Annotated in this window: 13 protein-coding genes; 5 read left to right on the top strand and 8 right to left on the bottom strand. The window is 42.4% G+C overall.

Translation table 11 applies throughout. The features are described from left to right. Nucleotides 1–257: 257 nt before the first annotated feature. Both H6G28_RS03385 and hemL read right to left on the bottom strand, forming a co-directional pair. Nucleotides 258–1,877, bottom strand: a complete 1,620-nt coding sequence (locus H6G28_RS03385; RefSeq protein ID WP_190589362.1) for a serine/threonine-protein kinase — start codon at nt 1,875–1,877, stop codon at nt 258–260. Between the two features lie 355 nt (nt 1,878–2,232). Then, nucleotides 2,233–3,531, bottom strand: coding sequence for a glutamate-1-semialdehyde 2,1-aminomutase (gene hemL / locus H6G28_RS03380; RefSeq protein ID WP_190668973.1), 1,299 nt, complete (start codon nt 3,529–3,531; stop codon nt 2,233–2,235). A 108-nt stretch (nt 3,532–3,639) separates the two neighbouring features. Between hemL and H6G28_RS03375 the strand changes: the two genes are divergently transcribed. From H6G28_RS03375 to H6G28_RS03365, 3 genes are all read left to right on the top strand, one after another. Further along, a complete protein-coding gene (locus H6G28_RS03375) occupies nt 3,640–3,834 on the top strand; it encodes a ChaB family protein (protein WP_062297230.1) in 195 nt (64 codons plus the stop codon). Between the two features lie 97 nt (nt 3,835–3,931). Next, nucleotides 3,932–4,582 carry a bifunctional phosphoribosyl-AMP cyclohydrolase/phosphoribosyl-ATP diphosphatase HisIE gene (gene hisIE, locus H6G28_RS03370; RefSeq protein ID WP_190589364.1) on the top strand — a complete coding sequence of 217 codons (651 nt, stop codon included), beginning with the start codon at nt 3,932–3,934 and terminating at the stop codon, nt 4,580–4,582. Nucleotides 4,583–5,254: 672 nt separating this feature from the next. Further along, nucleotides 5,255–5,452, top strand: a complete 198-nt coding sequence (locus H6G28_RS03365; protein WP_062297234.1) for a DUF2811 domain-containing protein — start codon at nt 5,255–5,257, stop codon at nt 5,450–5,452. A gap of 169 nt (nt 5,453–5,621) precedes the next feature. Here H6G28_RS03365 and H6G28_RS03360 read toward each other — a convergent pair whose 3' ends face one another. Continuing rightward, entirely contained in the window at nt 5,622–6,341 is a 720-nt protein-coding gene (locus tag H6G28_RS03360) for a response regulator transcription factor (RefSeq protein WP_190589365.1), read from the bottom strand. Between the two features lie 594 nt (nt 6,342–6,935). Here H6G28_RS03360 and H6G28_RS03355 point away from each other — a divergent pair. Next, nucleotides 6,936–7,559: a CPP1-like family protein gene (locus H6G28_RS03355; RefSeq protein ID WP_190589366.1), complete on the top strand. Its 624-nt coding sequence runs from the start codon at nt 6,936–6,938 to the stop codon at nt 7,557–7,559. Nucleotides 7,560–7,738: 179 nt separating this feature from the next. On the opposite strand, the gene H6G28_RS03350 is transcribed toward H6G28_RS03355, so the two are convergent. The 3 genes from H6G28_RS03350 to H6G28_RS03340 form a co-directional block, all read right to left on the bottom strand. Further along, nucleotides 7,739–8,437: an HAD family hydrolase gene (locus H6G28_RS03350; RefSeq protein WP_190668971.1), complete on the bottom strand. Its 699-nt coding sequence runs from the start codon at nt 8,435–8,437 to the stop codon at nt 7,739–7,741. A 163-nt stretch (nt 8,438–8,600) separates the two neighbouring features. Further along, nucleotides 8,601–9,455: an indole-3-glycerol phosphate synthase TrpC gene (gene trpC, locus H6G28_RS03345; RefSeq protein ID WP_190668970.1), complete on the bottom strand. Its 855-nt coding sequence runs from the start codon at nt 9,453–9,455 to the stop codon at nt 8,601–8,603. 223 nt (nt 9,456–9,678) lie between these two features. Continuing rightward, entirely contained in the window at nt 9,679–9,954 is a 276-nt protein-coding gene (locus H6G28_RS03340; protein WP_190589369.1) for a HetP family heterocyst commitment protein, read from the bottom strand. A gap of 1,054 nt (nt 9,955–11,008) precedes the next feature. On the opposite strand from H6G28_RS03340, the gene H6G28_RS03330 reads away from it, so the two are divergent. Further along, nucleotides 11,009–11,416 carry a KTSC domain-containing protein gene (locus H6G28_RS03330; RefSeq protein WP_190668968.1) on the top strand — a complete coding sequence of 136 codons (408 nt, stop codon included), beginning with the start codon at nt 11,009–11,011 and terminating at the stop codon, nt 11,414–11,416. A gap of 284 nt (nt 11,417–11,700) precedes the next feature. Here the strand turns inward: H6G28_RS03330 and H6G28_RS03325 are convergent, their stop codons facing one another. After that, a complete protein-coding gene (locus H6G28_RS03325; protein ID WP_190589372.1) occupies nt 11,701–12,708 on the bottom strand; it encodes a DnaJ C-terminal domain-containing protein in 1,008 nt (335 codons plus the stop codon). A gap of 299 nt (nt 12,709–13,007) precedes the next feature. After that, the gene (locus H6G28_RS03320) at nt 13,008–13,532 is read right to left on the bottom strand and encodes an AAA family ATPase (protein WP_190668966.1); all 525 of its coding nucleotides are present in this window, start codon (nt 13,530–13,532) and stop codon (nt 13,008–13,010) included. Nucleotides 13,533–13,780 lie beyond the last annotated feature (248 nt).

The following is a 13,780-nucleotide window of genomic DNA, read 5'->3' as shown; positions in this document are numbered from 1 at the left end:
ATGCAACTTTAGTTTTTTAAAAAAATTGTTTTATTTCGTTTTATATTGTAAATTACTGTAGTCTTATTTTAACAGATACTAATTATTAAGAATAATTTAAGTATTTCTTAAGTAATATTAGAAAGATTAAAGCTAAAGGATTAATTTCGTAATTCACCCAAAAACAAAAATTAAGTATTGAGTATCAATACTTAATTCTTAATTTGAATTATTCAAATTTATTTATGAATATTTTCCTATTTCCTGTTTATCTGGACTTACAATAAACCACGTTTACCATTCGGGCGTACTGTCATCCAATTAGTTTTGGCTAGAGCCAGTTGCTCATCTAAAATTTTGGCACCAGTCAGATTAGCACCACATAAATTAGCGCCTCGGAGATTAGCATTACTCAGATGGGCGTAGCTGAGATCAGCACCCCGTAAATCTGCTCCTTCTAAATCAGCATGGTTGAAATAAGCTTTGCTTAAATTTGCATCTCTGAGATTGGCGCGAGTGAGACTAGCCCTACCAAAGTCACTGTTGTGAAGATTTGCGCCTTGAAGATTAGTGCTTTGCAGTTGAGCCGAATGAAAATTGGTTTCTGACAATTCACTACCTTGGAGATTGAGAAAGTTTAAATTGTGTAAGGCAAAATCTCGTCTTCCCTTGAGATAGGCTGTTAATAAAGTTTGGCTATCTAATCTGCGTCCAGCTTTAGATTGTTGATTACTTGCACTATTACTATGACTGTTAGGTAACATTCCGGGTTTACCTACAGAGGCTGCACGCATTCCACCTTGATCAGAAGCAGCAGCCTCGGCAATTTTTGCTCTGCGGGCGCGAATTGCGGCGGCTACCTGTGCTACTCCTGTCGCATTACCCCCAACTGCGGAAGGATTGCTGCATAAAATTGCCGAGTTCTCTCCACGCTGCGGTGTTTTTTCTTTAGAATTATTTTCAGATTTTACTAGCAAGCTTTTAGCCAAACTATCCAAGTAAGGCTCCATTTCTAATGCTCTGAGAACTTCTGCTGCTGACTGGTAGCGATTGCGGACAGAAACATCTAACATTTTTCGCAACACACCTGTCAAGTGATCACTCACATGCACCAAATGTTCCCACATCATTTCCCCTGTGGTGGGATTGTAATCTAAATCTTTAGGAGTTTTGCTGGTGAGCAAATAAATACAAGTTACTCCGAGGGCATAGATATCACTTGCGTAAACCGGACGCATCGCCATTTGTTCTGGAGGTGCAAAGCCAGGGGTACCAATTGCGTAGGCGGTTAGGGCAGTATGCCCTGATTGACTCGGCGCAGCTTGAGTGACGTGGTTTTTCACCGCACCAAAGTCAATTAGCACCATTCTGGCATCTTGGGTGCGACGAATTAAGTTGGCTGGTTTGATATCACGGTGAATTACCTTCTGCTCATGGATGTATTGCAGTACAGGTAACATCTCACTCAAAAACTGTTTCACACCAACTTCAGTCAATACACCATTAGCTTTGACTTCCTGTTGCAAGGTAGCACCGCTAATGTATTCCTGAACTAAATAGAATTGTTCCTGTTCTTCAAAATAGTCCAGTAATCTGGGGACTTGAGGATGGTTACCAATTTTACCTAATGTTCTGGCTTCACGCTCAAAGAGTTCTCGCGCCATTTGCAAAACATGGGGTGCGTTTCCTGATGGTCGTAGTTGCTTGATGACGCAACTTGGTTCTCCTGGTAAAGCTTCATCTTGAGCCAGAAAGGTTGCGCCAAAGCCTCCTTGACCTAACGGTTTACTCACCCGATAGCGATCGCGCAGCAGTAGGCGCGAGCCGCAAGACTGACACCTTTGGCTATATACCACATTTTCTGGATTGGGACAGGTTGGATTTAAGCAGTAGCTCATGCACTGTCAACTCGCTGCGCGAAAATGGCTGGGAGCATTACACTCTAATTCAATTATTGAGACCAAAACTGACTCTGAGCAGGTAATTTATGCTGGAAATCCTTTGAAGAGTTCCTAAAGTTTGACTGCTTGATCTAAGCGATCATCACAACAAGATAGCTGATTGACCGCGCGATCGTCAGTAGTTATCAAGCTATTTGTGTAATAACTAGTTTTCAAATCAAAATTCTACGTATTTTTACAGTCACGTAAGTAGTGCTGAGTGGAAAGTGCAGAGTGCTGAGTTGAGAAAGCGCCGTAGGCGCTTATGTTTTTTGCTTTGCAAACTATTTACTCAGCACTCTGCACTCAGCACTTACAAACTAGACAATACTTCCCGTGCCACAGCAAGAGTCTGCTCAATATCTTCCTCAGTATGTGCCAAAGAAGTAAAGCCAGCCTCAAACTGAGAAGGTGCTAAATAAACACCACGTTCTAACATTCCGCGATGAAAACGCCCAAATTTGGCAGTATCTGACTTTTTGGCATCTTCATAGTTATGAACAGGCCCAGAAGTAAAGAATAAGCCAAACATGGCGCTAATCTGACCACCACAAGCAGCGTGACCAGTTTCTTGAGCAATTTGCAGTAAACCGGCGGCTAATTTTTGCGTAATTCGGTCAAGATACTCATAAGTACCAGATTTTTGTAGCAATTCCAGGGTTTTAATCCCAGCTGTCATCGCCAATGGGTTCCCGGAAAGAGTACCAGCCTGATACACAGGGCCAGCAGGAGCGATCATGGACATAATATCCCGCCGTCCTCCATAAGCTCCGACTGGTAAACCACCACCGATAACTTTACCTAGTGTTGTCAAATCGGGAGTAATGCCAAATTTCTCTTGAGCGCCACCATAAGCGATCCGGAAACCCGTCATGACTTCATCAAATACTAATAAAGCTCCATGCTCATGGGTGAGTTCCCGTAGACCTTCTAAAAACCCAGCATCAGGAGGAATAAACCCAGCATTCCCAACCACTGGCTCTAGAATGACACCAGCAATCTGGTCGCGGTTTTCTTCAAACAAGGCTTTGACGGCTTCCAGGTCATTGAAAGGAGCTGTTAGGGTGCTGCTAGTTGCTGATTTTGGTACTCCTGGGGAGTCGGGTAAACCAAGGGTGGCTACACCAGAACCAGCTTTAACCAAGAACATATCAGCATGTCCGTGGTAACAGCCTTCAAATTTGATGATTTTCTCACGATTGGTAAAAGCCCGCATCAGCCGCAAAACTGCCATACAAGCTTCTGTGCCAGAGTTGACAAATCTGACCATTTCGATGCTTGGAACAGCATCAATCACCATTTCTGCGAGTACGTTTTCCAGAACTGATGGCGCACCAAAACTTGTACCTTTTTCTAAAGCTTCATGAAGTGCTGCGATCACTTCTGGATGAGTGTGTCCGCAAATAGCAGGCCCCCAAGTGCCTACATAGTCGATGTATTGGTTGCCATCAACATCCCAGATGTATGCGCCTTTAACATGGTCAAAAACTATGGGTTGACCACCGACAGATTTAAATGCTCTGACAGGAGAACTCACTCCTCCCGGCATGAGGTTTTGGGCGGCGGCGAAAATTTCTTGTGATTTTGTGGTTTTAATTGTGGTGTTTACCAAGGTTCTCTCCTAAAAGTGAGAAAGAAAAAAGCTCTATCTTAGGATAGGGTTAAATACTGTGCGTAATTTCTATCCTATAGAAATAGCTGAACCAGGAAAATAACAACTATGTTGTATAAGTCCAATGAAGACTTGCCTTTAGAAATCCGAACTCGGTTATCTGAGGCATACCAGGAACTTTACCGTGCAGCGTTTAACTCGGCTCTCCATTGGTATGGTGAAGCATCGAAAGCTCACCAAGTGGCGCTAAGTGCTGTGAGGATGCAGTCTGCAATGGACAGAAATGTTGTTGTTTCAGGCTAGATAATTAAATTTTCATTTTGAGAAAACATTCCAGCTGTCATATTGAGAATGGTATCGTGAATCCATGAATCATTGTTGTTAGAGCAAGTAAGCTGGTATGTTTTCTACCGAACCAAATTCATTCCGTCACGCTATTCCCGTTGAAGAGATTCGCTACGACGAACGGGGTTTGGTAGCGGCCATTGTGCAGGACTATTTGGATGGCACAGTCTTGATGATGGCTTGGATGAATCGGGAATCGTTACAAAAGACTTTGGACACTGGAGAAACTTGGTTTTGGAGTCGTTCGCGTCAAGAGTTATGGCATAAGGGCGGGACTTCGGGACATATTCAAAAAGTACAGAGCATTCGCTATGACTGTGATAGTGATGCTTTGTTAATTGGGGTGGAGCAAATCGGAGATATTGCTTGTCATACAGGTGAGCGCAGTTGTTTTCATCAAGTAGATGGCAAAATTCAACTACCACCAGCCGATACATTATCTCAGGTGTTTCAGGTGATTTGCGATCGCCGCGACCACCCCACAGAAAGTTCTTATACCTGCAAGTTATTCGCAGGCGGTGATAACAAGATTTTGAAAAAGATTGGTGAAGAATCGGCTGAGGTGGTGATGGCTTTTAAGGATGATGAGCCAGAAGCCATTGCAGGTGAGGTTGCGGATTTGCTCTATCACACCTTGGTTGCTTTGGCTCATCATCAAGTTGATTTAAAGGCTGTATATCGGAAACTGCAAGAACGGAGACGTTAAGGGAATAGGGACTAGTAGTGTACCAACCCAAAATTGCTACGTGGAGGTAAGCAAGGGAGCAAGGGAGCAGGGGAGCAGGGGAGAAACTTGCAGTAAGTCTTTCCCCCCTGCCCCTCTGCCCCTCTGCCCCTCTGCTGACCACAACGCAAAGTTTCCTTGGCAGACTACTAGGGGCTAGGGAGTGGAAAATAGAGGATGTAAGTAATTTTCCTGACTTCTGACTCCTGCCTTCAAACTTTTTGTAATTCTTATCATTCGTTGAACTTTTCCTCACTGATTCCACAGGGTTTCCACAGGGTTTTTAGTAGTTTTCCACAGACACACTACGAGATGATCAGCACTTGCTGGGTTACTGGGGATTTTGGGGTGATAGTTGTAGCTGGTTTCAGTGACTGAGTTTTTGTGAATTTATGTAACAAAAACTCTGGTTTAACCCTGATTATTCCGTGAGTTTTTCTTTTCTTAAGCACTTTTGTTAACATTTCGCAGCATTGACAAAACCACCCCCTCTTGAAGCACAATGATGCGACTGGCACTTTATTTCTACCCGAATTTATCTGGGAAAATAAAAAATTCCTGAGATGTTTGGAGGCAACAGAAGCGACAATTTTGATTTTTTGCTTCAAGAGTGGCAGTAAATTCGCTTGATCGACCTCAGAGAAGGAAAATCTCATGAACACAAAGGTGAGCATTTTTACGGAAATTCCCGAAACACTCCATGAATCGCTCAAAACTTATTTAGAAACTCACCCTGATTGGGATCAAACCCGTGTGTTAACAGCAGCTTTGTCACTGTTTTTACTCCAAAATGGGGATAGCGATCGCCGTGCTGCTCGTGTTTATTTAGAAACTTTATTCCACAACTGCTAGTTATGTAGTAGGGGACAGGGGACAGGTAACGGGTGATAGGTGACATTCCTGATATGTTAACTGTCTTGGCGATCGCTAGATCAATCAGGATTGAGGCAAAAAAGAATACATAATAGTCAGGGCGAACAAATGTTCGCCCTGACTTAGTGTTAAGTATGAAATAATTAATTCAAGGGTTAGTTTCCAATTGCGGTGAATGAGTAGGACATTCAAACTTATAACCTACGCCGCGTACAGTTTGAATTAATGCTGGTTGACTGGCATCAGCTTCAATTTTCTTCCGAATTTGACCGATATGTACATCGACAACCCGTTGGTCGCCAACATATTCATAGTCCCAAACCTCTTGAATGAGTTCGGCGCGTCGCCAAACTCGTCCAGGATGACTGGCTAAAAAATGCAGTAAGTCAAATTCTAATGCTGTTAGAGGTACTGGTAGGCTGTTTAATGTCACTTCCCGCCGAACGGGATCAATCATCAGTTTTTCAAAAACTAGGCGTTTTTGTTCTGCTGTTGTCACAACCCGTTGTCGCCGTAAAATTGCGGCGACTCTGACTTCTAACTCTCCTAGACCAAATGGCTTGGTGAGATAGTCATCAGCACCTTTAGCAAAGCCGCGAATCTTGTCAGCTTCATCCGCACGGCTAGTGAGCATGAGAACAAACACACCATTACGACTTTGCATCTCTTGGCAGAGGTTGAACCCGATCACGTCTGGTAAGTTTACGTCTAAAATTACCAAGTCAGGGTTAAATTGCTCGAATAGCGCCAAGGCTGTTTTACCATCCTCAGCCGCCTCCACCTGATAGTTCTGCTTAATCAAAAAGCGTTGGATTAAGTTGCGAACCGCAGGGTCGTCATCAACTACAAGAATCTTGGCAGGAGCCATGACCATCACTTTGCACAAAAATTCGTAAGATTAACAGGAGAATTGCGTACTTTGGGACTGTTACACAAACTTTGCTGGTGTTCCCGTACTTGAGATGCAGCCATTGTAATGGCAATTTGATGTCAAATCATTAAATAGTCTCAACATGAGCCACAGCAGTTGTGTAACTTTGGAAAATTTCCTACTCCCAATTACGTGGTAATTTAAAGCTTTTCAATTTTAATATCGATATGCTTGTGGATACCACTAGTGATTGTGAAGCTGGTTCATCTAAATTGCCTCAAGGCACGGTAAATTGCCAAATTTGAAACATAAAAGTTAATTTTTTCATAAAAAAATAAGTTTTAAGAAGTCTTAGTTCAAATTCTAGAGTAAAGCCACCACTGGTCAACGACATGAGGGGATACACGGAGTTCTAGCAATATGTTAAAGTTGCTATAGTTAAATTTCCTGGGTCAGTTTAACTTACCCGTGCTACTATCCTGGTAGAGCATATAAGTTGCTTGCAACATTTGTTTAAATCTAGGCAAAACCTAAAGTTGTTTTCCAAACAGCAAAATACCTCTGCTGACTAAGGCTGAAGTGTAAACTCCCATGAGCGATCAAAATCCCTACGACAAACTTGGGGTGTCCGAAGAAGCTAGCTTTGATGAGATTCAGGATGCTCGCAATCGCCTATTGGAGCAACACAGTGGCGATGCTAAGGCTCTGGAACTCATTGAAGCGTCTTATGATGCGATTTTAATGGATCGGTTACGGATGCGTCAGGAAGGCAAAATCAAAGTACCTGAGCGAATCCGTTTCCCAGAACTACGAGTCCAATTTCCTCCTAAAGAAGTTTCAACTCCTCGTGAACAGTCGCCTGCATGGCTACAGAGGCTATTAGATCAGCCAACAACGGCAGATGTACTGTTACCAGGTGCTTGGTATTTAGGTTTGAGTGCTATTGGTATTTTCTATCCCGCCTCTGGTGATCAAGTTTTACAGTTGGCGTTGGTGGTTGGGGTAGGTGTTAGTGTTTACTTTCTTAATCGTAAAGAAGGTAAGTTTGGTAGAGCCGTTTTGTTAACGCTGATTGGTCTGATATTAGGCTTGATTATTGGCGGATTGATTGCAAGCGGTTTACCACAAATCGGTTTGGTGGGGTTAAATCCTGAGCAATTTTCTACGGTGTTCACATTTATATTATTGTGGTTAATTAGTAGCTTTCTGCGGTAATATAAAAAATTTACTATTGATTATGGGTAGCAGAATCAATCATCTGCTACCCATATTTATAGGACTTAACAATCAAGGGTTTTGGGAAGGGTGTGGGGGTTCAGGGGTGTATGTATCTAAAACTCTTACACCCCACACCCAGTCTCCACAGACAATCTTTGTGCGTGAGTCCTAATTGATTATCTGAGGGTTAAAGTACTCTTTTCTAAAATCAGAGCTACTGCTGAACTTAAATTAGGAACAATCAAATCTGGGCGGTATAGTTCTAGTTGAGCGCGATCGCGGATACCAGATTCTACAGCCATAACTTTAATGTTATGGGTTTTAGCGGCAGTGATATCGGCTTCTGTGTCTCCCACCATCCAGGTATCGCTAACGAAAGACAGTTCTTTTAAGGCTTTGGCCATTAACAATGGCTTATCTTCAATATCACGGGTTTTAACATAGTCGTTGCTCAGACAATAACGACGATTTTCGGGGAAAAATCTGCCTAAATCAAATTTTTGAAAAGCAAAGTCTAATTCCCACACTCGCCGCATAGTCATAACTGCTAAGTCAACTCCGGCTGCTTGAATTTTGGCTAATGCTTCTACAGCACCCGGTACTAAGGTGTCATAGTCAAAATAAGGTTCTGTATGTACTGTTTTCCGCCGCAGTTGGGAAAATTCTTGTGCTTGTGCTTCATCCAGTCCAGAAGTTAAGGCAATTTGTTTTTCAGGAATTCTCGCTCGCTTTTGTTGCCAAAATTCAGCTTTACTTAATTGTCTTACTGCTTGTCCTGGACGTTGGGTTTTTTCTAAACAATATTGATAAACACGATAGTACCGTTCAGAAACATCAACAATGGGGCCGTCGAAGTCGGTAAATAGTCTTAGCATCGGCGGAAATTATATGTTAATTTTTCTTAAGAGTAACTTAATTGTGTATCAATAGTCATTATTTAATTAATTGATGTAAATATTTATTTCAAATCATTGGGTTAAGCAATACAAAACCCAACGATTTGAAAGTTAATGAGTGGGGAATAGGAAAGAAGACTAACTATTGAAATGTTGAAGCATCGCTGTTAAGTAAACGACGGACAGCTTGTTCTATATCTGTTTCTTTGATTAAAGATTCACCGATTAAAACGGCGTTGGTACCAGCCGCCGCCATCAGGGATAAGTCAGCGTGGGTGTAAAGTCCTGATTCACTGACGACGATCGCACCCAAGTTTTGAATTTGCGATCGCCTAGCAGCTAGTAATCTCTGAGTTGTGCTGATATCAACGGTAAAGTCTGCTAAACTTTGGTTATTAATGCCAATTAAGCGGACATCATCTAGCTGCAAGACTCGATCAAGTTCAGCTAAGGTATGCACTTCTATTAAGGCACTCATCCCCAGATAATGAATAATGCGTTGAAAATCTTGCAGTTGTCTATCTGTGAGAATTGCGGCTATGAGTAGAACTGCATCTGCACCTGCGGCGCGTGCTAAATAAATTTGGCAGGGATCAATAATAAACTCTTTACAAAGCAGTGGTACTGATACTTTGTGGCGAATCATCCGCAAACTTTCAAAACTACCTTGAAAAAATGTCCGTTCGGTAAAGACAGAAATACAAGCTGCACCAGCACGTTCGTAAGCTTTGGCGATCGCAATAGCATCAAAGTCTGCGCGAATCATCCCATAACCAGGAGATGCTTTTTGAATTTCTGCAATTAAACTAGGTTTATAAGGGTTTTGTTGTAAGGCTGTGAAAAAATCTCGGATGGTGGGTGCAGCTGTTAACTGACGTTGCAAAGAAGCTAAAGACATGTGTTGTTGAATCTGTGCTACTTCTTGCTTTTTCTGCCACACAATTTCTCTTAACATAGGCTGGAGATGAGGATTCACAGTAGTCATCGGATAAATCATAAGTTGTCAAAAATTGGGAAGTGAAATGAATTAAAAACATGAAGTATTCACATCAGCACAATAAATGAGGCTGATGAGAAATTTTTCCAACGAGTTATTTGGCATTTATAGCAATCAAATCTGCTATAAATTGCAATGCAAAACATAAACATCAGCCAGAAATATCCGACTAATGTAGGAGTTTTTTCGGGAATATAAGGCTATATAGATAATTGCTGCGGTTTTAAGAGCGTACCCAATTTGATTTGATGTCAAAAACGCCTATTTTCTGTTCAGAAGCGTTAGTTTCTTTTGGCTTTGCGCCGTGGAGTAGGTAGTTATTTTTGAGGAGACGAATATAGGTACGGTAGGGAATGTAATCTATGGGGTTATAACCAGAAAACCTCAGCATTAAAACACATGCCCAAGAGTATTTACCTGCAATAATCGCTTTAATAATTTGTTCAACTTGTTCTGTATTAATTGGCTTGGCATTTCGTAGGTTATCTAGTTGATACATAAAACCCTCTTTTTAGCTTTCATCCTAGATTTTCTAGGTTGGATTATATTTAGTACCAAAAACTCTGTTCAGGGTATCCGTCTATTGTTTTACGGATATAAATAGGACGGATAATTATAGGCTAGGCTATCAATATGCACCTACATATTTGCCCCCAAAAATGCGGCGTATATCGATGAAAACTTTTTTAATTACACTAGGGACTGTAATTTTGATCATCTCCAGACCAATAGCTTCTGCCGAAAAAGTTCTGCTCGGAACTTGGCAAAATTAGTCGAATGCCACTTCAACTAATTTGGCATACTCATTTCATGGTTTGGTAGAAGACGTTGACCCTTGTAGTTAATAGATTGGTCTGTACGTGGTAGATGAAGAGTGTAATTTACACTGAAGACAAGCTGACGATGATGTGTCGTGTTCTTGTTCTGCAAATGATTCTGTGCTGTATTGCTGATTGCGTGTCATTGCCAATAGTTGGGGGTGGTGTGATAAACACTCCCTGAACAGTGGGAATAATGGATATCGCCTTGGATATGCGTAGTTGCTGGTAAATAAGCCTCTACGAATCCAGGTGAAACATTTTGATTTCAGTGACAGTGCAGAATACATGAACATCGCCCAAGGTGTGGTAGGTGAAGGAATCACAAATCATCGGCATTTCTGGGAAACTTTTGCTGGGGTGTGGCGCGATCGCTTTGCTACCTCAACAAAACAAGTTTGACACTACAGCACTAAATCAATAAGCACCAACAAAATTTGAAAATAGGGGTGGATGGGCATCAACTAGCATTGTGATTTGCGAGAGTGATTAATCCATAGTCCCGCCCCTATCTAATAAACCGTGTTGCAGAAACTGCTTCTTTGTTAAGACTACTGAATATTACGTCACAGATATATGATGATTGTTTTGCTAGACCTATCTATTATTTCGTTCTTGCTATGGAAACTTGACGACGAAGTTATTTTATAGTACAAAAATACTAATATAAGTTGCCGATCGCACAGGCACAAGTAAATTACACTCCACAACCATACCAGCAGGAGCGCCAAGTTAATGAAGCTATCGAAAATAGACTTAAGCAGTTTAGTAGGGATTGCTCATTCTGACGGATACTTGCAATTATTACTAGATAGAGGTGATGAACTAGAATTTTTAGAAATTCCTGCACCAGTGCAAGCTTATGAAGGGTTGCAACACCTGAATGAGATTGTGGCAGAAACACTCACCTTACCTGTGCTGGAAGAACCGATTGCGATGCTACCAGTCAATTCATCAATGGCGATCGCAGTGGGATATAGTGACAGCGATCGCATCTTACAAGTAGAATTTCACAACGGCGCAGTTTATCAATATGCGGAAGTAGAGCCAGAAACGTGGGAAGATTTACACGATGCTGACTCTGTTGGTGAGTTTTTCAATCAAGAAATTAAAGGGCGATATTTTTCAGAACGGGTAGACTAGGGGGCAGGTAAAAGATAACAGGTGATGAGGAATTCTCTGTTCCCCAACTTTTTATACTAATAGGACTTACGCATAAAAACGAAAAACCAAGGATTTTGGCGAGGGTGTAGGCGTACAGGGTATAGGGGTGTATGTATCTAAAACCCTCACGCCACACACCCTTACACCCTTGCACCCAATCTTCATAGACAATCTTTGTGCGTAAGTCCTGATTAAGTTGCTGTCAGAAATAGTATCCCGACTCCCCATTTCCCGACTTCCCACTCCCTACTCCCGACTCATAATTACAACTTAACTTGGTTTAAATGACTGCGGGGATTATATGTACGTATCGCCCGAATTTTTTCATAATATTCGCGTTCTTGGGGGCTGAGGTCTTTTGGTGGTGCGATCGCAACTTTCACCAATTGATCACCACGTCCACCTTTGGGTAAAGGCCAGCCTTTGCCCCGTAAACGCAGAGATTGACCAGAACGCACCCCCGCAGGCAATTTCACATTCACATTTCCATCAGGGGTAGGTACATCAATGGAAGCGCCTAAAGTTGCTTCATCTGGTGTAATTGGCACTTCACAGACCAAATTATCACCTTCAATTTGGAAGAATGAATGAGGTTGCAGTTCCACCTTTAAATATAAATCGCCCCGTTGTTGAGTCATGGGGTTAAATTGACCTTTACCCCGCACCCGCAAACGACTACCGGGTTTAGCACCAGCCGGAATGCGAACATCAAGTGTTTCACTCCCCAAATTAAACCGCTTCTGCACACCAGCAAAGGCTTCCAAAAAAGTCAGGTTAATTATGGCTTCCGTATCTTGGGCTGTACCTGCACCAGCATCTTGAAAGCCAAAATCGTTAAAGTTGCCAAAACCGGCACCAGGTCTACCTGTGTTAGTACGGTAAGAGTAACTTTGTCTACCACCAGGCGCACGAGAACCCGCCGCACCACCAAAGCGTCCTAATAACTCATTAATAAACTCATCAAAACTGCCGTATTGGCTGAAGTCGAAACCACCCATATCAACCCCAGCACCGCCGCCGGGGAAGCCTTGACCGACTTGTTTCCAATATTGACCAAATTGGTCATATTTTTGACGCTTATCTGGGTCAGATAAGACTTCATAGGCTTCATTGACTTCTTTAAAATTGGCTTCTGCCTGCTTATTGCCAGGATTTACATCAGGGTGATACTTTCGGGCTAATTTCCGAAAAGCTTGTTTAACTTCCTCTGGACTGGCAGTCTTACTAACTCCCAAAACTGAATAATAATCTTTGAAGTCGGTTGCAGCCATCTACCAGCCTCCTGTAAAAATTTACTTTAAGTTTTTTTGTAAGATGTCAGATTTATATTTTGCTAGGTATAATGCCGAGCAATTAGATTCTGATTTTAAATTAACAAACAAAACACAATTGCAAGTGGGGTTCTTGCTCACTGCGTCAGCGCAATTCCCGTACTTTGGGAAGTGTGGGAGGTGTGGGAGGTGTGGGAGGTGTGTGAGGATGGTGAAGAAATCTTTCCCCCCTCTCTCCCCACACTCCCCACACTCCCCACACTCCCCTCTCTCCCCTCTCTCCCCACACCCTTATACCCCTACACCCCACACCCTATTTTAATCAAGTCGTCTAATCCTTCTTCGATGCTGGGTGGAGCGTCTCGGAGTTGGCGGTGCATTCGGAAGATGACTTCTTCGGGAACTTGGCGATCGCGTCTTTTATTGCGAGCCAAACACAGCCATACTGGTGTAGTGAGCCAAATTCCCACCACTTGCGTAAAACCTATGTCACGGCTAAAGGTAATCAAGTCGCGGCGATGGCTTCTTTGAACATTGGTAGCATCAAAAATTGCTGATTGATTAGCCATAACTGTTTTTTGAAGTTGCTGTTCTAATTCTTGCCAAATCAAAAACCACGGCCCTTGAATAATTTCATCGCCAAACAATTGCCCCCGGATGGCATCTGTAGAAATCAGTTGCATCTGGGGGCATTTAGCTATTAATTGTTTTGCTAAAGTTGACTTGCCGCTACCCGGCAGACCGATGAGTAAGAGGAGTGCTGAGTGCTGAGTGCTGAGTGCTGAGTGAGAAAACAGTGAAAAGTAATAGTTTGTCGTACTCATAATTCAAAGTTTCAAACTCAGCACTTTCAACTCAGATAGCAAGAGGTGGGTTTGAATCCCTCTTTGTATTACCACTACGGTGTACACACAAGTCGAATTACCCCCCTTAATCCCCCCTTATAAAGGGGGGAAATAAGCAAATCTAGTTCCTTTATTCCCTTGGAAAGGAGGGAAATAAGCAAATCTAGTCCCCTCCCCTTTCCAAGGGGAGGGTTAGGGTGGGGTAATTCCATAACTTGTGTGTACAC

It is taken from the genome of Nostoc sp. FACHB-190, assembly GCF_014696905.1.
In the GTDB taxonomy this organism is placed as follows: domain Bacteria; phylum Cyanobacteriota; class Cyanobacteriia; order Cyanobacteriales; family Nostocaceae; genus Nostoc_B.
Note: the sequence above shows the minus strand (reverse complement) of the source record. Positions and strands in the feature narration are given on the sequence as shown.